Consider the following 25,684-nt stretch of genomic DNA (forward strand, 5'->3'; position numbering starts at 1 on the left):
AGTAAACAGCGCGATCAGTTACATTTGTCATACCAATCTGTTGTCCGGGATATGCCATGTCCGCCCCATTAACTGGCGCCAAACTGAATTTGCGCATTATTTCTATCGTTGTTTTTACCTGCATTTGCTACTTCTCTATAGGGCTGCCGCTGGCCGTTTTACCCAGTTTTGTACATTATGATTTAGGCTACAGCACACTGCTGGCAGGCATTGTCATCAGTATTCAGTACATTTCCACTCTGTTCAGCCGCCCTCATGCCGGGCGTTACACCGATACCTGGGGCCCCAAAAAAGTAGTGTCCTTGGGGATTATCTGTTGCGGACTGAGCGGGTTATCCACACTGATTGCCTCGTTTCTCACCCACTCCCCTGCACTGGCCGTTGCCGCGTTACTGGTTGGCCGCCTGTTTCTTGGTGTGGGAGAAAGCTTTACCGCCACCGGCGCGACGCTATGGGGCATTAAAACCGTGGGTAGTATTCATACTTCCCGGGTGATTTCCTGGAATGGCGTAGCAACCTATGTCGCCATGGCATCCGGTGCGCCACTCGGTGTTATTCTGAACCAATATTTTGGGCTGGCCGGTTTTTCTGTGCTCATTATCGCTATCGCAGCCATTGGGCTGTTTTTTGCCCGAGGTAAAGCGGATGTCAAAGTGGTTGCTGGTAAACGCGCACCGTTTCACAAAGTGGTCGCCCGCGTGTTCCCGTTTGGGATGGGGCTGGGTTTAGGCACCATCGGTTTTGGGGTTATCGCTACTTTTATTACGCTCTACTTTGCTCAACGCCAGTGGCAGGGAGCGGCTTTTACACTCTCGCTGTTCAGTATTGGGTTTATCTGTGTCCGCCTGGTTCTGAGTAACACAATAATCCGGTTTGGCGGCATACGGGTATCACTGGTGTGTTTTATCGTGGAGTGCCTGGGGTTATTGCTTATCTGGCTTGCGCCTAACGCCTGGCTTGCTGGTGCAGGGGCATTTATGGCAGGTTTTGGTTTCTCGCTGGTGTTCCCGGCACTGGGTGTCGAAGCGGTTAACCGTGTGGAAGAACAAAATCAGGGGTCAGCACTGGGTGTTTTCTCTGCATTTCTCGACCTGGCGCTGGGGATTACCGGGCCGGTTGCCGGGTGGGTAAGCGGCCTGTGGGGTATGCAGTCCATATACCTGTGCGCGGCCATCATGGTGATGGCCGGTTGGGGGTTGATGTTATGGGTTAGCATTCGCGCCCCGATACGCCCCAAAACACCAACAGCGTAAAACCGTTACTCTGGCACTAACACAACCCCCTGGTTCTCCGGGTTGTTGCGGTTGCCACGGTATACCTGCCAGCCCACTTTTCCCCGCTGGAGAGTAAATACCGCCGTTGCCAGAGTATTTTCGTCGTCAGGATCCTGCGGGTCCTGGCGGTAAACGGGTAGCGGCTCACTCTGAGTATCCGATAAAATCGCCAGCGCCTCATCTGGCGACAGGGCTTTCTCTGGTAAGCCTGAGCGCCACTGTTCGAGGCGCTGCTGGCGCGATGCAGAGCTTCCAGTAACCACCTGTTCAATATTTGCCAGTGCCGGGTGAACCAGGTGATTGGCATGCCCGGCGACCTGGGTTATTTCCCGTACTGAACACCCTCTTCCGGTGGCTTCGACAGACAATATCTGGTTTTCACCAGCCCGGCTGAGGGTATGGTGAAATGCCCCTGCCCGTGCAATTTGCGTCAAAACAGCAACCGCTTCATCCAGGGTGCTGGCATTCAGCGCCGCTCTTGCCAGCACCTGGCGCGGCAACCCTGGTGGCCGGTGTTGTGCCCGAATGTTATTAACTGTATTCACAATACCGTGAGCATTCACCGAGAATGTATGCCCGCAAATTGACCCCGGGTAAGCAAAACTGGTAAAGGCAACGCCGTCATCAGGTTGAATGGTCACTAATGCGCAATCATTGAATAACTGCGGGTAGCCATCTTCATTGTGGGCAATAACTTGTTCCCCCTGAGCAGTAAAACCCGCCACAGTAGTACAGCCATCTGACGTAGAGGGCACCAGGTCGCCACGGCAATTCCAGGCGAATACGCTGCCAAACGGCGCATCCAGCCCGGCTGCAAGGCCTTCCAGCTCCTGCCAGATTGCCGGAAACTGTTCGTACACTGCGGCCTGCAATTGCGCCAGCACAGGCGCATGAACAGGAGAAGTGACTGAACGCCACAAAGGTGTATTCACCACAAAGCGGTGCCAGGCGGTGTAACCAAACTGGCCAAGTTGCTGGCCGGTCGCAAAAGGTGAACCTTGAAGGGTTAGCGTTTTCATGGTGATAACGTCGTACTTACTCAATTAAGATACATGCTGTAAAAAGGCATTAAGCCGCGGGTTTGAACTACCACCCACCAGAGTGGTAGAAAAAAGTTGTGCGAAAAAGAGTAACACTGACTGGTAATATTATCGCTAAATTTCATATGGATACGTTCTGTTCCAGCACAAAAATTTACCTGCCTTAATTCCACTTCCACACGAATTCTTCACCCTCACCGGATGGACAAATCTTAAACCCATTATTTTATTGTGCCATTATCCTTGTATTTTATAGACGACCAGTCTAAATTAAGCGCCATGAACATGCCCACTATGCAAAAACGCCGTGGCCGCCCGCCCAAAGAAGGGCGCAGCCGCGAAGAAACCCAACAAGCCCTGCTCAGAGCCGGTACAGAAGCAATGACCAGTAATGGTTTTACCGCATCTGGTCTGGATCAAATTCTGAAGTCGGTTGGTGTACCTAAAGGGTCGTTTTACTACTACTTTTCCAGCAAAGAAGCCTGGGGAATGGCAGTGCTTGAGTGGTACGACGCATTCTTTCGCCGCATGCTGGAAAAACACCTGAATAACACGGCTCGCCCTCCACTCAGCCGCCTGGCGGACTTTGTCGACCAGGCGTGTGCTGGCATGGCGAAATACCAGTTCACCCGGGGTTGCCTGGTTGGCAACCTTGGGCAAGAAGGCCCGTTACTCTCTGCCGATTTTTGCGCCCGGCTGGAGGCCGTGCTGCAAGGCTGGCAGGCTCTGGTGGAACAAACATTACAAGCCGCACGCGATGACGGCACGCTTGCCCCAGGTGCAGATTGCGCACAACTGGCCGCATTTTTCTGGATTGGCTGGGAAGGTGCGGTATTACGCGCCCGCCTGACACGCAGTGAAGACCCAATGCGGTTATTCCTCGCAGGCTTCCTTGCCGGTCTCCCCCGAATTTAATACAAGCTAACAGGAGTTTTTATGAGCCAATTTAATGCTCTGCTGGTAGAAAAAGATGACGCCGGCTACCGCTGCACAACCCAACGCCTGGATGAAAGCCAGTTGCCTGAGGAAAACGTCTCAATCGATGTTGAATACAGCACACTGAATTTCAAAGACGGGCTGGCAATTACCGGGAAAAGCCCGGTGGTACGCACCTTCCCGCTGGTTCCAGGTATTGACCTGGCGGGGACTGTGACACACAGTGCCCACCCGCGCTTTAAAGCTGGCGACAAAGTGGTACTGAATGGCTGGAGTGTTGGCGAACAATACTGGGGTGGTCTGGCACAAAAAGCACGGATTAATGGCGATTTTCTGGTGCCACTGCCAGCAGGTATCACGCCTTTCCAGGCAATGGCGATTGGCACTGCAGGTTATACTGCCATGTTGTGTGTGATGGCACTGCTGCGCCATGGCATTAAACCGCAGGATGGCGAAATTCTGGTTACCGGGGCAAATGGCGGTGTTGGCAGCGTGGCAGTCGCTCTGCTGGCAAAACTGGGCTACAACGTGGTGGCATCCACTGGCCGCCCGGAACTGGCAGATGGCCTGAAAGCACTGGGGGCCAGCACAATTATTGACCGTGATACGCTCAGCCAGCCAGGCCGCCCGTTAGGGAAAGAACGCTGGGCTGGTGTGGTGGATTCCGTTGGCAGCCACACGCTGGCAAATGCCTGCGCAACCACTAAAGCAGATGGTGCGGTTGCCGCTTGCGGGCTGGCACAAGGGATGGATTTCCCGTCTACTGTTGCGCCGTTTATTCTGCGTGGTGTGAGCTTGCTGGGTATTAACAGCGTTACCCGCCCTTACGAAGAACGCACTGAAGCCTGGTCCCGCCTGGCTGAAACGCTGGATTTCGCTTTGCTGGAAGGGATCACCCGCACTATCAGCCTGGAAGAAGCAATTCCGGCCGCCAGCGATTTGCTGGCCGGGAAAATCCGCGGCCGCCTGGTTGTGGATGTAAACCGCTAAATGCTCTGCCCCGCTGGCTGCTTGCTGGCGGGGTTTATCACTCCCGAAATTGCCGGGCATCAATATGGTACTGCTTCATTTTGCGCCACAACGTGGTACGGCCAATATTAAGCAGGCGTGACATCTCTAAAACCCTCCCCTGAGTCACTCTGGCTGCATGCATAATAGCATCCCGTTCGATTGCCGGAAAAGATAAGCCCGAAGACATTGCAGGCCACGCCGGTTCACCGGATGCAGAAATACTCAATAAATAATCCGGTAAATTACTCAGGCGCAAACGCCCGTTATCGCTGCGCATGGCCATATTTTCAACCACAGTATTCAGCTCAAAGTCATTACCCGGCCAGGTGTAATCCGCCAGTTGAGCCAGGACTTCGTCATCAATGCGGTACCGGGTCGCGAAAGGTTTTTCCAGTTGCGCCAGTTTATGGCGCACCAGTTCCTGAATACTGGCTTTACGCTGGCGCAGTGGCGGAATGTGAATTTCAAAAGCGTGGAAGGCGTAATACAACTGGCGGCTGAACTGTTTTTGCGCCACCCGGTCTTCCAGGTTTTGCCCTGTCGCCGCCACGATTTTGACATCCACCGGGATCATGCGCTGGGAACCCTGACGGGTGACCATGCCCTGCTTAATAACCTGTAACAGTGCCGACTGAATTTCTCCCGGTAAAAATTCAATATTATCCAAAAAGAGCGTTCCACCATGAGCCAGCTCAGGCTTACTTAACTGGCCGTTTTGCTCATCTGTTGGGCCTGTACCCAGGAAATCGGCTACAGCACCCGGGTCGGCAAAACGCTGGCAGTTAATGGCAATATATGGCCCACCCGCCTGGCGGGTTTCATTATGAATAGCTTCACTGAGACTGGTTTTCCCCACACCTTCTTCACCAGTCAGCAAGACTGGAAAATTGCCTTTTGCCGCCTGGCGGCCAAAATGCACCAGGCGCCGTGAGTCGGCATCCTTCTGAGGCATCTGCTCGAAGGTGTGGCTGGCCCGGCCTATCTGGCTGGTCATTAACTGGCGCATCTGTTCAGGTGGGTGCAGCAGCAGAATAAAACTATCGCCCTGCGCATCATGAATGGGCTTGAGCGTCACCACCAGGTCAATAAACTGGTGCTGGCTTTCAAAAGTGACTTCGACATGGTTCAGGCGCTGGCGCTTACGAATACCTCTGCGCAGCAACGCCGGTAATGTAACCAGTTCCTGTAACGGCTGCCCCTGGCTCAGTTGCGGCTGTAACAGTAATAATTCCGCTGCCTGCGGATTAAGAAACTGCACAACGCCTTGTGAATCCCAGGCCAGCACGCCATCGTTCATACTTTCCAGCAAACCATAAAGCTGGTTTAAATGGCGGTTTGATTCTGCCAGCAGGCTGTCGGTCAGCAATGAGTTGCCAACCTCACGGGCAATGGCCAGCGTCAGAGGCAAGTCACCGGGGCAAGTCTCTTCGCTGCGGCACACCAGTGCCACAGAGCCCGCCAGCCGCCCGTGGTTATCAAATACCGGCGTGGCGCAAAAACACCAGGCAAACAACGCCTGTTTAAAATGCGCACGGCCTGCGGTTTTAACGGGCTGCCCCAGTTGAGCGGCGAGGGATAACGCACAACTGCCAATAATGCTTTCCGAACAATAGCACCCGGCACTGAACCCCAGGTCAGCCAGCGCTGATAACGTCTGTGGGTGCCCGCAACTTTCCAGTAAACAGGCGGATTCATCCAGCACCAGTAGTGCGCAGTGCCGCCGGTCCATAAACTCCAGGGCATCTTCCAGTGCCGCCTGCGCAATGGTTATCAACGCCGCTTTGCGCTGGCAAATAGAGCGGAATGTTACGCCCAGAGCCCGGTGGGGCTGGCGCCAGGTTTCCGGGTGCATCATAGCGGCACAGCGGTGCCAGGACTCATGGATATAAGGCGGGTATTCAGGTGAGGAAGTGACATTATCTGGCATGCAGTGATCCGGTAGCAGTAGAGATACAAAATAATCGGATTACGGCACGCCACACACCGCTGAGACTGGCACCCGCCAGTGTTCAGGGCGCTGAAAACAGCCAGCGTACCTGCAATCGAAGAATGAAGAATATCAGGCCATTATTAGCTGTACCTGGCAAAAAAAGGGGCGAGACGGATCATGTTTCTGCTAATCCCCCGCCAGTTTCCGGCTGGCGGGGGGATTAATCTTATTTAGCCAGCCACTGCTGGCCGAGTAAATCTGCGGTCAGGATGGCTGCGTAAACCTGCTCAGGAGTAACCGGGAACGGCATGTTATGGATGGTTTCACCTTCAGCACAACTGGCTTTTGCTACCGCCATAATGCTGTTTTCAATATCGGTAGTGACACCCATTTCAGCCAAAGTAACCGGCAGGCCGACCCGGTGGCAGAAGCCCAGGACTGTTTCCAGTTCTTCCATTGGGCTGTTTTGCAGTACCAGTTGCGCCAGCGTTCCGAAAGCCACTTTTTCGCCATGATACAAATGGTGGCAGGATTCCAGAACGGTGAACCCATTATGGATAGCGTGGGCCGCCGCCAGCCCGCTACTTTCAAAGCCGATACCGCTCAGGTAAGTATTGGCTTCAATAATCCGTTCCAGCGCAGTGGTTACCACACCGGCCTGAGCAGCAAGGCGAGCCTTCTCCCCTTCAGCCAGTAAGGTGTCGTAACACAACCGGGCAAGGCTGAGCGCCGCGGCGGTAGACTGCCCCCCGGCCATGCTAACAGCGTGGGCGTCATAGCAGGCTTTGGCTTCAAACCAGGTGGAAAGCGCATCCCCCATGCCAGCCACCAGCAGGCGCACCGGTGCTTTGGCAATAATAGCGGTGTCCATCACCACCATATCCGGGTTTTTCGGGTAGATAAGGTACTCTTCAAATTCGCCCTGGTCGGAATAAATCACTGATAACGCACTGGTTGGTGCATCAGTGGACGCAATGGTTGGCACCACAATAACCGGCAAATGCAGGTAGTAACCCATGGCTTTTGCGGTATCAAGTGTTTTCCCGCCACCGACGCCAATCACGCCTTTACTTCCCTGAGCCTTCATCAGTGCTATCAGGCGGTTAATTTCATTGTGGCTGCATTCACCACCAAAACGTTCAGCATGGCATTGAATATCGTTACGGTGCAGGCCATCAATCACTTTTTCCCCGGCCAGCTTCATAACCAGGTCATCAGCAATCACGAAGAAACTGTCTGCAAGGCTTTTGGCATATTCGCCAAACAGTGCTGCTGCATCCGGGCCTTGCAAGTATTTAGAAGGGGACTGAATTACATTTAGCATTGGTGTTATCCTCCACAACCAGGTTGTTTTCCTGCCCGCATTACTGCCGGAACCGGGTTGCTACAACCCCATTTCATTTCAGGGTTCCAGCGTCAAATTGGGCTGTTTCCATGTCACTGTTTAATGCACTGATGTCATTCTGGCTTTTGCTAACCAAGAAAAAATAAAAATATTAATGTTCCATTTTGAAACACATTAATAAATACTGCGTTTCAATCAGAAACAGATATTCATGGAACCACAGAAAAGTGCGATCCAGGCATCACACAAAACAGCAAAGCAGCCTGACACAGGCCGGTTTCAGCAGATACCACCAGGAGATGCACGAGTAAAATCCCGCACAAAGAAAATGACCAGCCTCCAGTCTTTTGGGTAATAACCCTTTTATTTCACACAAGAAAAACCCGGCCGGACACTAATTTATTTGATACCAGTCTCAGTTTTTCTCTTCGCACTGAATATATGTTTCATAATGGAACATATATTTATTTTTACGTTCCATAACGAAACACCATTTTTTGTTTTTTTATTTCATGCAAGGCCAGGCAAGAATAACCTGGTGAACATGAATACCAACTCTGTGTAAACCAGCCAGCCCTGAATGGAGCATCGAACAAAATGAAAAAGCTAATTAATGATGTCGAAACTGTGCTAACGGAACAACTTGCCGGTCTGGTAAAAGCGCACCCTTCGTTGCGCCTCCACCCGGACCCGCTGTATGTCACCCGGGCAGATGCGCCGGTGAGTGGCAAAGTGGCGCTGCTGTCTGGCGGCGGAAGCGGCCATGAACCAATGCATTGTGGCTATGTCGGCGAAGGTATGCTGAGCGGTGCCTGCCCGGGCGAAATATTTACCTCACCAACTCCGGATAAAATCTTCGAGTGCGCACAGGCTATAGATGGCGGTGAAGGTGTACTGATGATAATCAAAAACTACACCGGCGATATTCTCAATTTTGAAACCGCGGCAGAATTACTGCACGACAGCGGTGTGCAGGTTGCAACAGTGATAGTTGATGATGACGTGGCAGTAAAAGACAGCCTGTATACCGCAGGGCGCCGGGGTGTGGCGAATACGGTACTTATTGAAAAGCTGTTGGGTGCGGCGGCACAGCGTGGTGATTCACTAAGCCAGTGTGCGCAACTGGGCTGGCAAATCAATAATCAGGGGCACTCAATTGGTATTGCCCTCAGTGCCTGTACTGTACCGGCTGCCGGAACGCCGTCGTTTACTCTGAATGAACATGAAATGGAGTTCGGCGTGGGGATTCATGGTGAACCCGGCATTGATCGCCGGGCGTTTACCAACCTTAACGATACTGTCGATGCCATGTTCGCCACACTGCTGGAAAATGGTACCTGGCAACGCACACTGCGCCAGTGGGATTGCAGGCAGGGTGAATGGCAGGAACACACTGAACAAAAACAGGCACTGCAACAAGGCGACCGGGTCATTGCCCTGGTGAACAACCTTGGCGCAACGCCACTTTCTGAATTGTATGGTGTTTATGACCGGCTGGCACACTGCTGCCAGCAAGCCGGAATAATCATTGAACGCAACCTGGTAGGGTCTTACTGCACATCGCTGGATATGTCCGGCATCTCTATTACTTTATTGAAAGTGGATGATGGCCTGCTGTCACTGTGGGATGCGCCGGTCAATACACCGGCACTGAGATGGGGAGAATAACCATGAGCCAGTCATTAAGCCGTGAACAAATTGTCAACTGGTTAACCTTGTGTACCGACGTTTTCACCCGGGAAAGTGATTTTTTGACCGGGCTGGACCGGGAAATCGGTGATGCTGACCACGGGCTGAACATGCACCGCGGGTTTAATAAAGTGGCGGAAAAACTCCCGGCCGTGGCCGATAAAGACATCGGTTTTATATTAAAAAACACCGGCATGACGCTGCTTTCCAGTGTTGGCGGTGCCAGTGGCCCACTGTTTGGTACTTTTTTTATGCGTGCAGCCCAGCCGGCTCAGGCGCACCAGGCGCTCACTCTGGAAGAGCTGACTCAGGTTATCCAGGAAGGTGCCGCAGGCGTTGCCAGCCGTGGCAAAGCCGAACCGGGGGATAAAACCATGTGCGATGTCTGGGGGCCGGTGGTGGAAAGTTTACGCCAGTCCAGCCTGCAGCAAATCCCCCTGAATGACGCACTGACAGCCGCCAGCCAGTGTGCTGAAGAAGCGGCGCACAGCACAATTACCATGCAGGCGCGCAAAGGCCGGGCCAGCTATCTGGGTGAGCGCAGCATCGGCCATCAGGACCCGGGTGCGACCTCGGTGATGTTTATGATGCAGGCGCTGGCACAAGCCGCACAGGCATAGGGAGTAAGAAATATGGTTAATCTGGTTATCGTTTCACACAGTGCCGCTTTGGGTGAAGGCGTGTGTGCGTTGTCGCAACAAATGTTGCAGGGGAAAACGAACTGCCGGATAGCTGTCGCCGCCGGGCTGGATGACCCGGATTTCCCCATCGGCACCGACCCGGTAAAAGTAATGGACGCCATTGCTTCCGTTGCCGATGCTGACCATATTCTGGTGTTGATGGATATGGGCAGCGCCCTGCTCAGCGCTGAAACAGCACTGGAGTTGCTTGAACCGGAGGTCGCAGCCAAAGTTACACTTTGTGCCGCGCCTTTGGTGGAGGGGGCGCTGGCGGCAGCCAGCATTGCCGCCACCGGAGCAGGTATCGAGCGGGTAAAAGCCGAAGCAGAAAATGCGCTGCAAGCCAAACGTGTCCAGTTGGGGGTGGAAGATAGCGCCCCACTGCCCCCACCGGTTGCATTAGCACAAATTCCTGGCGAGAGCGCCATGACAGCCAGTTGGGTGGTCACCAACCCTCATGGGCTGCATGTGCGCCCGGCGGCACACCTTGTGGCGGCACTGAGTGGTTTTAATGCTGCGCTGTCACTGGAGAAAGGTGGCAAGTGCATCTCGCCGATTACCCTCAACCAAATTGCCCTGCTGCAGGTACGGTGTGGCGATACGTTGCGGTTAATCGCCCAGGGTCCGGATGCAGCGGCGGCCATTGACGCCTTTCTGGCACTGGCACAAAACCAGTTTGGCGAAGGGGAAACCACAGCAGGTACTGCCACTGAATTGCCAGCCAAAATAACCGGGGCAGTGCGATGGCTGGCACAGGACTACGCGCCATTTACGCCACCAGCACTATCTGGTTCAACTGCGCCATTTTCCGCACTGGAACAGGCCATCAACCGCACGCTGGATGACCTTCTGGCGTTGGCTCACCAGGCGGAACACGACGGGCTGGCAGACATTGCCGCTATATTCAGCGGGCAACATACTCTGCTGGATGACCCGGATTTGCTGGCTGAAACCCGCACACACATGCAGCAGCACCAACACAGTGCCGCGCTGGCATGGCACCAGGTGGTGTCCGGTGTGGCAGAGAGCTACCGCGAGCTGAGCGATGAGTATTTACAGGCGCGTTATATTGATATCGAGGATATTTTGCACCGCACATTGTGCCACCTGCTTGGAATACCGCTTGTGGTACCAACGTTCCCGGTGGGCAGCGTATTGTGCGCTGAAAACCTGTGGCCTTCACTGGCGATGCAGTTACCTGTAAGCGAAGTGCGTGCCATTTGCCTGCGTGCTGGCAGCCCACAATCCCACAGTGCAATTATTGCCCGCCAGCGTGGTATCGTGATGCTGACCGGCCTGGGAGCCTTGCTGGATAACTGGCAGGAAGGGGAAGCCATTAATGTATTCAGCACCGGCAAAATCGCCCGGCCAGGCGGCCAGGGCTGATTAGCCGGTAACTTCAAGCCCGTCAGGTGGTGGCGGCAATTCTGACGCCACCACCACCTGAGCCCGGCCCAGGTGTTTTGCGTGATACAGCGCTTCATCTGCCCGGCTGACCAGCAGATCCTGGCGAGCATCCTCCGGCCAGGTCGATACACCAACAGAGACAGTTACCGCGCCAAAGTGGTGGAAATCCGGTAACTGATTAATGGCCGCCACTTGTTCCAGCACCTGGCAGGCAAGGCTTTTCGCCGCTGCGCTGTTCATTTCAGGCAGCAAAACCAGGAACTCTTCGCCACCGTAGCGCCACAAGTAGCCCCGCTCCCCCACCACCCGTTTCAGCGTTGCCGCAACCTGGCGAATCACATCGTCGCCCGCCTCATGGCCAAACTTATCATTGAGCTGTTTAAAATTATCAATATCCACCATCAGGCAACTGACTGGTTGCGAATTTTGGCTCGCCTGGTCAAGGCAATTTTTCAGGGCGTCTTCAAGGTAATAGCGGTTACGCAACCCGGTCAGGGAATCGAACAACGCTTTTTCCTGCAAGGCTTCACGCAATTTCTGGCTGGTGATGGCCTGCGCCAGCGTTTCGGCCACCAAATCCAGATACAGAAGCGGGAATTCAGCCTGCGGGTCGTTCTGGCGCAACACCATCACACCAATATTTTCCCCGTAAGCCATTAACGGCACACAGACATGATGGCGAGAGTCTTCAGTGGAATCGGGCAAGTGCAGGCAACGCATGTCCGGGCCCAGTAAAGTGGCACTGTGGCGGTGACCGCGGCGAATCGCCCAACAGGCCGGAGGTAAAAAAGGCGCTGAATCGCGGTCCATACCCTGCCAGGCGGCAACACAACGCATCTCCTCTGAGGCATTTTTTTGCACAAAAAGCTGGCCGCCAATGCCCGGCGCAATTTCTGGCACAAAGACCCCGGCAACCCGCCAGATATCTTTGCGATGCTCACAGGCCTGGAGGCGCTGAGCCATGGTTGCCAGCAAGCGCCGCCGGGCCAGGTCTGCCTCACGTTCCCGCTCCAGTTGCTGGCGCACCAGGCCATTTTCACGGAATATACGCAGGGCCTGAGCCATATCGCCAATTTCGTCGATTTGGCGGTAATCCGGTGGTTCGGCGGCATAATCCTGGGCCGCCAGGCGGCTGACCACATCACTCAGTTTGACTACAGGTTGTAATAAGCGGCGGCGTAAAATCACCCCAAGTACCAGCAAAAACAACCCGGATGTCATCACCACCATAATTTCAGACAGTGTGCGCAATTTACGGGCCGTTTCCCCGGTTTGCGCCACCACGCCTTGTGCCTGGGCGTTTACCTGGCTGTAAAACGCCGTGACTGCACTGTCTATTTGCTCCAGTTGCTGCTGGTATTCCCGGTTAAACAGCAAATTCACCGCCTGATGGCTATTTCCGTTATCTTTCTCAGCCATTGCCTGGCGCTGGAGCACCGTTAAGGCATCGCTCTGCACCAGCGCTTTACGCAGAGCATCCAGGGCGCTGTCGGGGATCCCCCGCACCCGGTAATGCTCCAGCCGTATTTCCAGTTTATTTTCCACCACCTGTAATTGTTGCCACACCAGCAAATCCTGCGGGTCCTGGTCAATAACATAGTCACGGGCAAGGCCACTTTCCTGGTAGACGTCTTTATCCAGTTGCTCACTAAAGCCGTCCAACGCGGCCCTTTGCGCCACGGCCTGGCGCTCAGCGGTATCTGCTCTGGAAGCGAGAATCAGCGCACCACCAGAAATTAACGTGAATGCCACGGTGATACCGTAAGCCCAGTTAGTGATTGTGGCGATACGCACGGGGAACCTCGTTTATGTGGAAAGTTTGACAGAAAGTGTAGTAATGACAGCCAGTAAGGCGCGAGTTACGGCCTGCAAAGCATAAAACATCTCACTAACTGGAATCCAGCGCACATAAAAAACCGTTAACACCGGGCTGTAATGTCCCCATTAACTACAGGCCCGAGTGTTATCGAGGCTAATGCTGTGATGGCGACAGCACTGGCAACACAAATTCAAGCCGTAAGTGAAATCATCAAAACCTGTGACGAACGAAGTGGTCAAAAATCCTGGGGACACTGGCGCTGGCAGTGTGCCTGGTTCGTCAGGCAGACCTTTGTTGAATGGACTGCGAAGACGGTTAACTCACCGTACTGAGCCAGACTTTATTACCAGGGCCTGCGAGAAAAAGGGAAATCGCATCAACCAGCTATCCGGGCTTTGGCGCTTAAATGGATAAGGATTATTTACCGCAGTTGGAAGACCAAAACCCGGTACGACGAAGCAAAATATCTGCTGGCACTGGAAGCTCGACACTCACCTTTACTGAAGCCATAAAAAGCTTGTCGAATGTCTCAGGGCGTGAAACAGACATAGGCAGGAGGATGATGATAATATTTCCATCAGTGGGTAACTGTTTCCAACAGGTGTACTAATGGAATACCAAACGTCATTGCAGAAAATATTGTCAGATGACCCCGTAAGAATGAAGATCCTCTATGCAGTTCAAGCACTGGAACTCAATGATAGTTGGATTGGAGCGGGATTCGTACGGGATGCTGTTTGGGATCAAAGTACCCCGAAGAGTACTTAATTCCGTGAAGAACACATGTGAAATAATCAGGGACTGATTCAGGAACCAATATACAGCATACTGCCAGTTGCCGGCTTTTTATTTTCATTCACCATGTCATTGAATACGTCAGCAGAAGAACCGGTTGCCCATGTGTAGTTTCCGTTACCGTTATTTTTGGCGATCAGGAGGTCAGTATTTTCAGCTTTAACCAGGTTTGAGTAATCCTTTGCAGTATACTGGAAATCAGTATCAGTCGACTGAAGTTTTTTCAGTTTATCCTGAAGTTGTTTAATACTGTCATCGGTAATTCCTTTTTCACTTTTTTCAGCATCACTCATTCCGTCAATGATTTTTAACTGTGACGAAATATCAATGATATTAAAATTATCGTTATTGCCGGAGATCACTCCCTGCGTACTGATATTGACTGAGGTCCGATAATTATTATCGCCAGCATCCATCTGCAAAGACGCAGCCAGCCGTTCTGCTGAAGTGAACGAACCCGACTTATCATAAGCAATGGATGACAGTGTCTGCCGACTCAGACCATCAAAGGGGTTTTTACCCTGATCGCTACCCTGGTAAAGGGACTTAATATAATCAGATGCCTGGCTGGCAAGAGCAAGCCTGGCGGGATCCGTAGAGTCAGGCTTGTCGTTTAAAAAATCAGCATTAACATTCCCGAGGTTGTTGTTAAATACGTTTTCGAGCGCTGACATACTCATCGTGTCATAGCCACCGGAACTGGTGACTTTATTGGCCTTGATTTGTGAGAGCAAACCCTGATAACGCGAGTCGTCTGATAAGGAAACTTTTGTGCTACTTACTCCCCCTGCACTGGATTGTACTGAACTGCCTGTCGGAGAGACTGGAGTGGAAGTAACAGAATTACTGATACCGGAATTGAGATTCTGAAGAATGTTGTTGAGGCTACTGATGCTGGTCATCGCTCCTGCTCCATATCAATAGATAAATTGTCTGCAAGCCCTGTGTGTGGATGGTTGTATGGAGGATACACAGCTTGATAACAGTCCTATTAAACGGTTCATCAGAAAGTGATAACCCGGAAACCTCCATTATATCCCGGACCAAAGTGATGTATGGCTAGAGAATTATTCAATTATCGGCACAAAGTTAAAATTTATTACACTTTTCAAACGCAAAGTTTAGTGAATAAGAACAACTAAGGACAAATTTATAGATTTAATAAAGTGAAGTTAAGTCATCACATGTGTGAATATAAAAGGTAGTAAAATAAATTGGCACACATACCTGACTCAGTACTTCACCACCTGGCGAATGCTTCCCGGCGAAACCTGACGCCGCTCACTTCAACGCTGCAATATGAGTTCGCCGGATACTTACAGTGCTTTCAACCGGAGATTGACAGTCTGCTGTGAGCGAGGAACGGAAGTTGGTACTTTTGCGCGTAAAACTGGTCCCGTCTGCAGGCTGAGGGTAACTAATCCCGGCAGGCGTTTTTCAGTTTGTCTGGCCGAAAGATAATTAATACTATAATTTTGAAAAAGTTAAACTAAGTATGATGCATAAGACGTGAAGCTAAAGGACAGATATGACAGCATATTCAAACTCTGATGCAGCAAGGGATTTACGCTCGGCCTTAGACAAAGCACCCGCTGGCGCTGTGAACGGAGAATGGTTCTTTATCACCGAACAGGCTGGAGTATCCTCACAAACAGGAGGTTACATGTATGCAGACGGGAGTCACGTTGCAGAGGGTAACCACGCCTTTCAGAAAGTCCGGGAGGTTGTCGAAAAACTCGAAGCATCACAGATACAGCCTTTTAATAAGGTTATCGTTCACTGGACAAAGTCTAAAATACCGTTAATACAGGGGCGCGTAACTGTTGATACACTATTCGATGAGACAATTGTGCCGCGTGGTCCCCAGGACCCGATTTATGAGGCAGCTTCAGTAGCAAGGCGAGCCTTTTGGGAAAAGTATGGCAGCGTCTCAGATGGCTTTAAGACTGAACAAGATGGTGCGAACATACACAACCAGACGGAATGGTTCGGGCCCCATCGTCGAGTACTCAATATGAAGAGCAACACCCAATTAACGCTGGCCACTGATGGCCTCTCGACACCCTGGGCTGGCATTGCAGACCCGGAAAATGGCGTAGGATGCGAACTTTTCATGGAATTTGACGCTTCGAGTATTACCAGCCACCAGATTGATGACTGGGCTCATTTCTTGATTAACCTGGGGGATCTCGTTGCCGATGGGTATCAGATTGCTACCGATGTTGAAAAATATGGTGCAATCCTGTTTTGCACTCTTACAGACGAATATAACCCAATGACCCGAATCATCCTCAGCCGTGATTGCCGTAAGATTGATAATTTGCCTTTCGGTTCCGTTCCGCTGATCCGTGTAACGCCGATAGCAGAGTCAGAGATTGAACACCTTGACCAATCTGATGAATGGGCATCAAACGCAGCAAGACATGCTCTCGCGAAACGGCAGATAGAAACATAGACAATTAACGCGACGCTGTTCACGCCCCTTCCGGGGCAGAATAAGTTCGCTCACTTTACTTAAAGGAAGAACAGCATCAAATGATTGAACTTTGTTCCGCTGTGAGCGACAAGAGGACTTAGTCAATTTTAGGGCTGTTTTTTTCGTAATAGAAAAACTGCGGCTGCCGTCAAAATGCCTATCAACGGCATCGTGCCAGCACCTGCTAAAAAGTTACGCTGATCTCTCCGATTATCTGTACGAATGTTAGAAAGACGCGCCAGTGCGCTTTTTTTCGAAGTAGCACTAACCTCTTCAAATTGCTTTTCATAGCCCTGATTAATTAGTTTAAGAGCCTGGTTTTCTTCCGAATGTTCTAACACAACTATCTGTTTACCTTTTTGATAGAACTGGTAGTCAGGCATCTGGTCGTCCTTACAGTGAAAATTGATGAGGTGCTTCAGCTCTCAAGTTTAGCTATCTATAAAAAACCCGTTTTCTCTCAGCAGGTCAACACAAATATTATTCACAATGTCCGCTCTTGGCACAGAGCGGGCATTGCTAACAGCATTTCGTGTGAATCAGAGGGGAGCAGGTCAACTTGCACTGGGTGCAACTATTAGCAGATTTAATATACATTCAACAAAAGTCCTTTTTGCCTTTTTCGGATCCGTATGATGGAAAACTGGCAAATGAGATGATTTAATGTCATAACGTAGTAAATCATATGTATAAAATAAGTGAGGTATTTATAATGCATTTTTTGGGTGTGGTTGTTGGTGCTGTTGCGGTTTTTCTTATTTTTTCCTATATAAAAAATAAGAAAAAGAATTAGATTGTTATTTTATTTACTAGCCAGAAGGGCTATCTGGATCTGGCCTCGTTAACAGGATCAGTTGACATCCTCTCCGGCATAAGGGCTGGAGATTCCTACGGTGCTCAGGGACGACCACATCAGCGTTATCTTCGAACCTGATCCTACCTACGTAATGTGGACACAGCCCTATCGGGGTACAGATTGACCCGACGTTGTACCAGCAGTTTGGTATCACGGCGGTTCCTGCCCTGGCCACCGTGATGTGGTGCGGGGAAGTCTGCCGCTGAAAGATGCACAGGAAAAGGTGGCGCCGGTGGCGACTGTGCGCAAACAGCGAAAGTCATTTGTCCACTTCTGCTTTACGTTGACAGGCGCACATAAAAAAACCGGCAGGGTGGCCCGCTGCCGGTGTGAACAAAAAACAGGTTATTACCGGGTTCCCCGGCGCAAAGTCAGAATACAGCCACAAGCTGTGCCATCTCGCGGCTATAGCGCTGGCTCCCCTGAACCAGCATTTGGGTATAGGGCGAATCAGCTTTGCCGGAAACCAGTTGCTCAATGGGCAAGGTTTCCAGTATGCGGCCGTGTTGCATTACCGCCACCCGGTGGCACAGGTGAGCAATCACGCCCAGATCATGGGTTACCAGCAAATAAGTGAGCCCCGCCTCCTGGTGCAACTGCGCCAACAGGTTAAGGATTTCCGCCTGTACGGAAACATCCAGAGCGGATGTTGGTTCATCCAGCAGCAAAACTTGTGGCTCAAGGATCAACGCCCGGGCAATGGCCACACGCTGGCGCTGCCCGCCCGAAAGCTGGTGTGGGTAGCGGTCGCGAAAGGTACGGCTAAGGCCTACTTTATCCAGTAACTGGCTGATACGCCTTTCCCGCTCACCAATACGGTGAATCGCCAGCGGCTCTTCAAGAATATCGCCAATGGTATGGCGCGGGTGCAAAGAACCATATGGGTCCTGAAACACCATCTGAACCTGGCGGCAACGGGCGGGAGAGAGGTTGTGAGTCAGCGGGGTGCCACTCAGTTGCAACTCGCCTTGCCAGTGGGTAAATAACCCGGCGAGGCACTTAAGTACCGTCGTTTTTCCTGAACCAGATTCCCCCACCAGCCCGTAAATTTCACCTTTACCAACGGTGAAGTTCACATCAAACAGCACCTGGTTTTGTTTGTTACCTTCACCGAAGTGAAGGTTCAGGTGGCGGACATCAATCATTGTTTGTGCATTCATGCTTTCCGCAGTCCTGGTTTTTATGGTGATAGCTTCCGTTTTCATGGGTCACACTCCTTACTCATTCAGCCAGGATGCCTGCCGTTGCAGCACCGGTAACACCGCCCGAGGGTGGTGCAAATCTGGCAATGCATCAATCAACCCTCGGGTATAAGGGTGCTGTGCATTATCCAGATCCCGGGCGGCCAGTGATTCCACAACCCGCCCGGCGTACATCACCAACACCCGGTCGCAAAAACTGCGTACCAGGTTGATGTCATGGCTGATAAATATCAGCCCCAACCCGCGCGAGGCCACCAGGTCATCCAGCAGGGCGAGAATTTGCAAACGGACGGAAACATCCAGCGCAGAGGTGGGCTCGTCGGCAATCAATAGTTCCGGCTCGGTGATAAGCATCATCGCTATCATCACGCGTTGCCCCTGCCCGCCGGATATTTCATGGGGGTAGAGCCGCCAGACACGCTCAGGGTCACGAATGCGCACAATATCCAGCATCGCCAGCGCTTTTCCCCGGGCCAGTTTCTTGTGCCCCGGGTGGTGAGCCAGCCAGGCTTCGGCAATTTGTTCTCCCACGCACACTACCGGGTTAAGAGAATACTTTGGGTCCTGCATTATCATGGAGATACGCCGCCCACGAATGGTGCGCATCTGCGCTTCGGTGGCGGTGCGCAGGCAGATATCGCCAAACTGCATGCGCGTGGCACTGATACGGGCTTTGGCCGGGTGTAAATGCAGTAATGCCCTGCCCACGGTTGATTTACCAGAGCCAGATTCACCGACAATCGCCAGTTTTTCGCGCCCAAGGCTGAATGACACACCGCGAACAGCCGATGTCACCTGGCGGCCATTAATAAAATCGACCTGTAAATCCTGCACCTCCAGCAAAGGTGCGCTGTTATTCGCTGCGGGGATCGAGAATGTCACGTAAGCCATCTCCTAAGAAATTGAACGCCAGGCTGTTAATCAGAATCGCCAGCCCCGGAACCGTTACTACCCACCAGCACTCCATCATGTAAGTGCGCCCACTGGAAATCATCGCCCCCCACTCAGGCTCTGGAGGCTGAGCCCCCAGGCCAAGAAACCCGAGGCCTGCCGCTGTCAGAATAATGCCTGCCATATTCATGGTGATGCGGATAATGACCGAGGGCAGGCACAGCGGCACAATATGGCGGCACAAAATACGTACCGGCGACGCGCCCTGCAGGCGAACCACTGAAATGAAATCAGCCTGGCGTAATGACAGTGTTTCGGCGCGGGCCAGGCGGGCAATCGGTGGCCATGCTGTCAACGTAATGGCGATAACCACGTGCTCAAGCCCCGGGCCAAGAGCCGCGACAAAAGCCAGCGCCAGTACCAGGCTTGGGAAGGAAATAAAAATATCGGTGATGCGCATCAGCACGGCATCGACTTTGCCGCCAAAGTACCCTGCGGTAACCCCCAGCAGCAGCCCCAGTGGGCCTACCGTGACCGACACCAACAGCACAATCCATAACGTGATACGTGAACCCCACACCAGGCGGCTGAAAATATCACGCCCGAATTCATCCGTACCAAACCAGTGGGCCGCACTGGGGGCGTTAAGGGCATGCTCCAGGTCCTGAATTAACGGGTGGTACGGCGCAATCCAGGGGGCAAAAACCGCCACCACAACCAGCAGCGTGATAATCCCGCCACCCACGGCAGTTAAAGGGTTACGCGCCATTTTGCCAACAAAAGCCGCCATGCGTTGCAGTAACCGGCGAACACGCAGGCGGTGTTGTTGACCGGCGAGTATCTGCGGTGAATCCAGCGATACCGTCATGATTTTGTCCTCGGATCAAAACATTGATACAGCATGTCGGACAGCAGGTTGAGCATCACAAAGATAACGCCCACCAACAACACACATCCCATTACCGCATTCATGTCACCCAGCAATAAACTGCCGGTCAGATATGAGCCAAATCCAGGCCACGAGAAGACAGTTTCAATCAACACCGCGCCTTCCAGTAACCCGCCATAAGCCAGTGCCACCACCGTCAGCAACTGCACCAGGATATTACGAAACGCATGGTGCCAGAGCACATGGCGCACACTCAGCCCCTTCACCCGGGCGGTAATAATGAACTCCTGAGAAAGCTGGGCGAGCATAAAACTGCGTGTCATGCGGCTGATATACGCCAGGGAATGGAACCCCAGTAGCGAGGCAGGTAACACCAGGTGTTTCAGTGCGTTTATAAAGACCTGGCCGTTGCCTGCCAGTAACGCATCCACAGTCATTAACCCGGTATGGCGCGGTACAACACCATCAAGGCCAAAATCCAGCCGGCCTGCTCCGCCTACCCAGCCAAGCCAGGCATAAAACACCAGTAACCCCATCATACCCACCCAGAAGATGGGCGTTGAGTACCCGGCAAGGCTGATAATACGCACAATATAATCCGCCAGGCTGTTGCGCCGGGAAGCGGCCAGAACACCCAGAGGAATACCCAGCCCGGCACCGACAATAATCGCCACTGTCGCCAGCTCCAGAGTGGCCGGGAACACCCGCAGAATATCGTCAAGCACGGGTTTACCTGTCAGTAGCGCATTACCCAGGTCACCGTGAGCCAGGCCATTGAGGTAAATGAAAAATTGCGTCCAGAGCGGTTTATCCAGCCCCAGTTGGTGGTATACCTGTTGGTAGGTGCTGTGGTCAGCATCCGGGCCAACTATTGCCAGTACCGGGTCTATCGGCATCACGCGGCCAATAAAAAAGGTTAACAACAGTAGCCCAAACAAGGTTATCGCCACCTGAACAGCACGTCGGGTTACCTGCCGCACCGGCCCGGTTGTCAGCGCAAGTGTCATACTCATAACCCGCCCTCCTGTGGTACTGATTCAGTTTTGTAGACATCACGCAAGAAAGTGGTGGCCGATGGGTGCGGCTTGTAGCCATGCACAGTTTTGCTCACCACCACAGAATCCACCATCTGTGAAACAGGGATAAGCGCAGGCACCAGTTGGTCATAGCGGCGTTGAATAGCCTGGTAATCGGCAATCTGCTTCTGCCTGTTCTGCTCCAGCAGCGCCTGGTTGATCATCTGGTTAAGCTGCGGGTCATAAAACCCGGTGCGCCAGCCCTGGAAGTTGGTGAGTTTCGCTTCATCACGGTTATCCGGGTTGTACACCAGCGAACGCAGGTTGGAGTGAGGATGGGGTTCAACACCACTTCCGCCCCGGCCGACCAGCATGTCGAAACGGCGCTCACGCATGGCTCCATAAATTTGGTTACCGGTGCCAGTAATGATTTTGGCGCGAATGCCGCCCTGCATCAGGGTGGACTGCACGGCAATGGCAATATTCATGAACGGCTGGTCTGACAGTACCCGCAAGGTGGTATCGAACCCATCCGGATACCCGGCTTCTGCCAGCAGTTTGCGGGCGCGCGGTACATCCAGCCGGTAACCCGGGTCAGGTAATGTTGACGGCATTCCGGCTTTTATGGGCCGTTGGTGAAGCTCGCCATACCCCGGCATCAGGGCTTTGTTTATGCCCTGGTAGTCAATCAGGTAGCGCACCGCTTCACGTACCAGGCGGTTGGAGAATTCCGGGCTTTTCATACTCATTGCCACGTAATACAGCGTGCCTTTTTGTACTGCATCAACAGTTAATGCCGGGTTTGAGCGCAGGGCATTGATATCGGCAACCGCCATATTACTGGCAATGTCCAAATCCCCTTTTTCCATCATCAGGCGTAAGGTTTGCGACTCCTGGAAATGGCGGAAAATTACACGACTTAGTTTGGCAGGACCGCGCCAGTAATTAGGGTTACGCACCATACGCAGCACATCTTTCGCCTGCCAGACATCAAGGCTGAATGGCCCGGAACCGGCAGAGTGTGTAGTCAGCCAGTGGTTGCCCCAGTCGCCATTTTGTTCATGCTGTAACACGGTTTGCTTATCCAGCACGCCCAAACTCCCAAGGGCTGCCAGCGAATAGATAACCAGTTGCGGGTCATTGGGTTTGGGTAACCGGATTTGCACAGTGAACGCGTCCGGGGCACTGACCAGCGAATCGATATTGTTTTTGGTAAACCCATAAGATTTCCATACCGATGCCTGCGCCAGGTTAAGGTGCAACAAGCGGCGCATCGACCAGACAACGTCCTCTGCACTTAACGGGTTACCCGACTGAAATGTCACCCCTTGTCGCAGGTGAAAGGTCAACATATCCCGGGACGGGCTGATATCCCAACTACGGGCAAGCGCCGGGCGAACATTTGTGGGATTGTCTGCGGGGAGTTCCACGAGCGAATCGTAGAGATTAACGACAATTCCCACCACTTCGTTACCGGTCATGGCCGCCGGGTCAAGAGTCAGGAGATTGTTCATATTCATGCCGATGATCAGTTGATCAGGTGGGGTTTTCCCCCATGCCTGACCACCGCCCAGCATGATAAGGAGCGTGAGCAGCCACGCCCCCATTCGGGAGCTGGTTTTCATGTTGTATACCGCCGTAGGGTTGAGGTTTTTTTATTTATCAGCCGTGGCTGATTGTATTGGCTTCGATATACGCAAAATTAATGTCTTCACCCAGACCAGGTCTGGCAGGTAACTGTACGTTCCCTTCGCGGTCCATTGGGTCTACCAGGCTGTTAAGCCAGGGGGCTGGCTGGTCGTAATCCAGGAATGGGTGCAGCAAACCACGCTCGTACCAGCGGCAGTTTTTAATCGCTCCAATTACAGCCAGGCTGGCGGCACCATTACCATGCACTTCACAGTTCATGCCAAAGGCTTCTGCCAGGTTAGCCACTTTCAGGCAAGGCGAGATACCGCCCACACCGTTTGCACCGGCACGTAAAATGTCGCAGGCGCCTGCTTTCACCCAGTCGGCACGGGAGTGGTATTTGCCCCCCAGGCTTTCCGGCCCGATAACATCAATCTGTAAGTTATCAGCAAGCCAGGCGTAAGAAGACATGCTCTCTTCCTGCATGGGCTCTTCAAACCAGGCGAAACGCAGTTTTTCCAGCTCCTTACCGATGTACAACGCATCGCTGCGGCTGTACCAGTGGTAGCCATCCAGCATCAGTTCAATATCCGGGCCTACGGCTTCACGTACCGCGGCACAGGCTTTCACATCCATTTTGGGATCGGGTGCGAAAGCTACGGGAGGCATCCAGGTGTGCAGCTTGATAGCTTTGTAACCCCGCGCCACCAGTTTTTCGGCAAAATCGCCATACTCTTGTGGTGTGGAAAGCCCCCCGCGCAGTTCATCACCGCACATGGTGCTGCCATAGGCAGGTACCTTGTCGCGGTAGCCCCCGAGTATTTTCCAGACCGGCAAATTGAGTTTGCGGCCAATTAAATCCCACAGTGCCTGTTCAACAAAGGACATCGCGCGCTCTGTCAGCTGGTGCGCACTGCCGCGCTGCCACAGCACCAGATCCTGCCACAAGCGTTCACGGTCGAACGGGTCCTGCCCCACCATGACTTTGCGGAAAAAAGCATCCAGAACATAAGGCCGGACAATTTCAGGGGGAGCAAAAGAGAAGCCCTGCGTACCGTCATCTGCGGTGATAGTCAGCATCGCCATCGTTGCCGAGTGTGGGTCTCCCGGGTGTGAATGCCCGGCACTGTCGGACACCCGTGGGCTCATCCAGCTAAAAGTAGTGGTAGTGATAGATTCGATTTTCATTCCAGTTCCTCAGGATTACCGCTTTTGTTGTCAGCGCGTATGCCTGCGGCGAAGCCTCCGGCCGCCGCCCATGGCACATGCGGTTAGGTCAGTCTTTATTCACCTGGCTGAAAAGATAAGGAGAAGCGTTCATCAATGAACGATATGACTCAGTTTCATTCTGAGAAAACAAATAATTTTATTTTTGAAAAGATGTTTCAAATATGAATTCTACGTGAAAACACCCTGCCCGGCATCATGCAGACACGAAAAAAAACAACAGAGATTTGGGCATACGCCAGATGACGGGTGATATTTTTCACAAAATTGGCCACAAAAAAGCCACAGGGAGAAAGGAAAGCGCCGCAAACCCACGGGGTTGCGGCGAAAAAATGCGAGGGTCAGGAAAAGCTACACGCTCAGGCTTTCACATGCTGCCAGCAGGCGCTGGCAGGCACTGTGTAGCAGGTTGTCTTCTACAGCATAAGCAATGCGCAAGTAACCCGGAGTGCCAAAAGCCGAACCATGCAATACCGCAACATGAGCAGTCGCTAATAGCCATGCCGCCACATCACTGTCGCTTTCAAGGCGGTTTCCTTCGGGAGTAACCCGGCCAATCAGGCCCTGGCAGTTGGCAAAAATATAAAATGCGCCTTCCGGGGGCTGAGCACTGATGCCATCAATAGCGGCCAGTGTATCCAGCACCTGCTGGCGGCGTGCGTTCAGTTTTTCCCGCCAGGCGTGGAAAAAGCTGTCTGGCTGGGTCAGGGCTGCCACTGCTGCCGCCTGAGAAATTGTGCTGGGGTTAGAAGTACTTTGTGACTGCAGTACCTGCATGGCATTGATAAGCCACTGAGGCCCGGCGGCATAACCCAGGCGCCAGCCCGTCATAGCATGGCTTTTCGACACGCCATTAACAGTTAAGGTGCGGTCTGCCAGGTCTGGTGCAACCTGGGCAAAAGTGGCAAATGGGGTATCGTCATAACGCAGTGGCTCATAAATATCATCAGCCAGGATAAGCACTTGCGGGTGCGCGCGTAACACATCGGCCAGCGCACGCAGTTCATCGGCACGGTAAACCGCCCCGGTCGGGTTACCAGGCGAATTAAGTACCACCCAACGGGTGGCCGGTGTGATGGCCTGCGCCAGTTGCTCTGGTTGCAGTTTCCAGCCATGGGTTTCATCGCAAGGAACAATCACCGGTTCCCCTTCCGCCAGAGCAACCATATCCGGGTAAGATACCCAGTATGGAGCTGGAATAATCACCGACTGGCCGGCATCCACAGTTGCCAGAAAGGCGTTAAAAATCAGCTGTTTTGCTCCGCTACCGGCAATGATCTGCCCGGGGGTGTAGTGCACCTGGTTATCGCGGGCAAATTTATGGGCAATCGCCGCTTTAAGTTCCGCAGTACCGGCAACCGCGGTGTATTTAGTCTGGTGATGCACAATGGCCTGAATGCCTGCATAGCTGATGTTATCCGGCGTTGCGAAGTCCAGCTCACCTTCACCAAGGTTAATCACTGTCTTCCCCCGGGCTTCCAGCTCACGCACCTGGTCAGAAATTGCCGCTGTGGGCGAGGGCCTTACCCGGCGCATCCGGCGCGCCAACGCGTTATTATTCATAAATCCTCT

At 52.8% G+C, this 25,684-nt stretch carries 20 protein-coding genes and 3 pseudogenes; 10 read left to right on the forward strand and 13 right to left on the reverse strand.

Annotated features, from left to right (window positions below; translation table 11 throughout):
- The first annotated feature begins 56 nt into the window (after positions 1 to 56).
- Complete coding sequence (locus tag DT73_RS14710; RefSeq protein ID WP_036110369.1) at positions 57 to 1,253, forward strand: MFS transporter; 1,197 nt, start codon at positions 57 to 59, stop codon at positions 1,251 to 1,253.
- A 5-nt stretch (positions 1,254 to 1,258) separates the two neighbouring features.
- Here the strand turns inward: DT73_RS14710 and DT73_RS14715 are convergent, their stop codons facing one another.
- Positions 1,259 to 2,293: an acyl-CoA--6-aminopenicillanic acid acyl-transferase gene (locus tag DT73_RS14715; RefSeq protein ID WP_036110373.1), complete on the reverse strand. Its 1,035-nt coding sequence runs from the start codon at positions 2,291 to 2,293 to the stop codon at positions 1,259 to 1,261.
- A gap of 315 nt (positions 2,294 to 2,608) precedes the next feature.
- Here DT73_RS14715 and DT73_RS14720 point away from each other — a divergent pair, with 315 nt between their 5' ends.
- Positions 2,609 to 3,229, forward strand: coding sequence for a TetR/AcrR family transcriptional regulator (locus DT73_RS14720; RefSeq protein ID WP_235234509.1), 621 nt, complete (start codon positions 2,609 to 2,611; stop codon positions 3,227 to 3,229).
- Between the two features lie 21 nt (positions 3,230 to 3,250).
- On the forward strand, positions 3,251 to 4,240 hold the full coding sequence (locus DT73_RS14725) for an MDR family oxidoreductase (RefSeq protein WP_036110375.1): 990 nt from the start codon (positions 3,251 to 3,253) through the stop codon (positions 4,238 to 4,240).
- Between the two features lie 37 nt (positions 4,241 to 4,277).
- On the opposite strand, the gene dhaR is transcribed toward DT73_RS14725, so the two are convergent.
- Both dhaR and DT73_RS14735 read right to left on the reverse strand, forming a co-directional pair.
- Positions 4,278 to 6,188 (reverse strand): dihydroxyacetone kinase operon transcriptional regulator DhaR, encoded by a 1,911-nt coding sequence (gene dhaR / locus DT73_RS14730; RefSeq protein WP_036110384.1) that lies wholly within the window; start codon positions 6,186 to 6,188, stop codon positions 4,278 to 4,280.
- Between the two features lie 229 nt (positions 6,189 to 6,417).
- Positions 6,418 to 7,515, reverse strand: coding sequence for a glycerol dehydrogenase (locus DT73_RS14735; protein ID WP_036110387.1), 1,098 nt, complete (start codon positions 7,513 to 7,515; stop codon positions 6,418 to 6,420).
- A 618-nt stretch (positions 7,516 to 8,133) separates the two neighbouring features.
- Here DT73_RS14735 and dhaK point away from each other — a divergent pair.
- The 3 genes from dhaK to dhaM are packed head-to-tail and all read left to right on the forward strand — an operon-like array spanning position 8,134 to position 11,291.
- Positions 8,134 to 9,204, forward strand: coding sequence for a dihydroxyacetone kinase subunit DhaK (gene dhaK, locus DT73_RS14740; RefSeq protein ID WP_036110390.1), 1,071 nt, complete (start codon positions 8,134 to 8,136; stop codon positions 9,202 to 9,204).
- A gap of 2 nt (positions 9,205 to 9,206) precedes the next feature.
- Positions 9,207 to 9,845: a dihydroxyacetone kinase subunit DhaL gene (gene dhaL / locus DT73_RS14745; protein ID WP_036110393.1), complete on the forward strand. Its 639-nt coding sequence runs from the start codon at positions 9,207 to 9,209 to the stop codon at positions 9,843 to 9,845.
- A 12-nt stretch (positions 9,846 to 9,857) separates the two neighbouring features.
- A complete protein-coding gene (gene dhaM / locus DT73_RS14750) occupies positions 9,858 to 11,291 on the forward strand; it encodes a dihydroxyacetone kinase phosphoryl donor subunit DhaM (protein WP_036110396.1) in 1,434 nt (477 codons plus the stop codon).
- Here the strand turns inward: dhaM and DT73_RS14755 are convergent, their stop codons facing one another.
- Positions 11,292 to 13,106 carry a diguanylate cyclase gene (locus tag DT73_RS14755; protein WP_036110398.1) on the reverse strand — a complete coding sequence of 605 codons (1,815 nt, stop codon included), beginning with the start codon at positions 13,104 to 13,106 and terminating at the stop codon, positions 11,292 to 11,294.
- A gap of 147 nt (positions 13,107 to 13,253) precedes the next feature.
- Between DT73_RS14755 and DT73_RS25865 the strand changes: the two are divergent.
- Together DT73_RS25865 and DT73_RS26215 are read left to right on the forward strand one after the other, a co-directional pair.
- Positions 13,254 to 13,643 (forward strand): annotated as a pseudogene (locus DT73_RS25865) (IS110 family transposase); the annotation flags it as partial.
- Between the two features lie 97 nt (positions 13,644 to 13,740).
- A pseudogene (locus DT73_RS26215) lies at positions 13,741 to 13,875 on the forward strand (hypothetical protein); the annotation flags it as partial.
- Between the two features lie 62 nt (positions 13,876 to 13,937).
- On the opposite strand, the gene DT73_RS25160 reads toward DT73_RS26215, so the two are convergent.
- A complete protein-coding gene (locus tag DT73_RS25160) occupies positions 13,938 to 14,828 on the reverse strand; it encodes a hypothetical protein (protein WP_051691397.1) in 891 nt (296 codons plus the stop codon).
- A gap of 626 nt (positions 14,829 to 15,454) precedes the next feature.
- Between DT73_RS25160 and DT73_RS14765 the strand changes: the two genes are divergently transcribed.
- Positions 15,455 to 16,381: a hypothetical protein gene (locus DT73_RS14765; protein ID WP_036110400.1), complete on the forward strand. Its 927-nt coding sequence runs from the start codon at positions 15,455 to 15,457 to the stop codon at positions 16,379 to 16,381.
- A gap of 128 nt (positions 16,382 to 16,509) precedes the next feature.
- Here the strand turns inward: DT73_RS14765 and DT73_RS14770 are convergent, their stop codons facing one another.
- A complete protein-coding gene (locus DT73_RS14770; RefSeq protein WP_036110403.1) occupies positions 16,510 to 16,785 on the reverse strand; it encodes a hypothetical protein in 276 nt (91 codons plus the stop codon).
- A gap of 583 nt (positions 16,786 to 17,368) precedes the next feature.
- Between DT73_RS14770 and DT73_RS26220 the strand changes: the two are divergent.
- Positions 17,369 to 17,558: pseudogene (locus DT73_RS26220) on the forward strand (hypothetical protein); the annotation flags it as partial.
- A gap of 71 nt (positions 17,559 to 17,629) precedes the next feature.
- Here DT73_RS26220 and DT73_RS14775 read toward each other — a convergent pair.
- The 7 genes from DT73_RS14775 to DT73_RS14805 all read right to left on the reverse strand — a co-directional run bounded on the left by DT73_RS14775 (position 17,630) and on the right by DT73_RS14805 (position 25,675).
- On the reverse strand, positions 17,630 to 18,403 hold the full coding sequence (locus DT73_RS14775; RefSeq protein WP_036110856.1) for an ABC transporter ATP-binding protein: 774 nt from the start codon (positions 18,401 to 18,403) through the stop codon (positions 17,630 to 17,632).
- Between the two features lie 72 nt (positions 18,404 to 18,475).
- The gene (locus DT73_RS14780) at positions 18,476 to 19,342 is read right to left on the reverse strand and encodes an ABC transporter ATP-binding protein (RefSeq protein WP_036110858.1); all 867 of its coding nucleotides are present in this window, start codon (positions 19,340 to 19,342) and stop codon (positions 18,476 to 18,478) included.
- Positions 19,314 to 20,219, reverse strand: coding sequence for an ABC transporter permease (locus tag DT73_RS14785; protein WP_036110405.1), 906 nt, complete (start codon positions 20,217 to 20,219; stop codon positions 19,314 to 19,316). Before DT73_RS14785 ends, DT73_RS14780 begins: the two co-directional genes overlap by 29 nt.
- The gene (locus tag DT73_RS14790) at positions 20,216 to 21,253 is read right to left on the reverse strand and encodes an ABC transporter permease (protein WP_036110408.1); all 1,038 of its coding nucleotides are present in this window, start codon (positions 21,251 to 21,253) and stop codon (positions 20,216 to 20,218) included. The genes DT73_RS14785 and DT73_RS14790 overlap by 4 nt, the downstream gene beginning before the upstream one ends.
- Complete coding sequence (locus DT73_RS14795) at positions 21,250 to 22,881, reverse strand: ABC transporter substrate-binding protein (RefSeq protein WP_036110413.1); 1,632 nt, start codon at positions 22,879 to 22,881, stop codon at positions 21,250 to 21,252. Before DT73_RS14795 ends, DT73_RS14790 begins: the two co-directional genes overlap by 4 nt.
- A 37-nt stretch (positions 22,882 to 22,918) precedes the next feature.
- Positions 22,919 to 24,073: a mandelate racemase family protein gene (locus tag DT73_RS14800; protein ID WP_036110415.1), complete on the reverse strand. Its 1,155-nt coding sequence runs from the start codon at positions 24,071 to 24,073 to the stop codon at positions 22,919 to 22,921.
- A 390-nt stretch (positions 24,074 to 24,463) separates the two neighbouring features.
- On the reverse strand, positions 24,464 to 25,675 hold the full coding sequence (locus DT73_RS14805) for a pyridoxal phosphate-dependent aminotransferase (RefSeq protein WP_036110417.1): 1,212 nt from the start codon (positions 25,673 to 25,675) through the stop codon (positions 24,464 to 24,466).
- Between the last annotated feature and the right edge of the window lie 9 nt (positions 25,676 to 25,684).

This window comes from Mangrovibacter sp. MFB070 (assembly GCF_000705335.1).
Taxonomy (GTDB): Bacteria; Pseudomonadota; Gammaproteobacteria; order Enterobacterales; family Enterobacteriaceae; genus Mangrovibacter; species Mangrovibacter plantisponsor.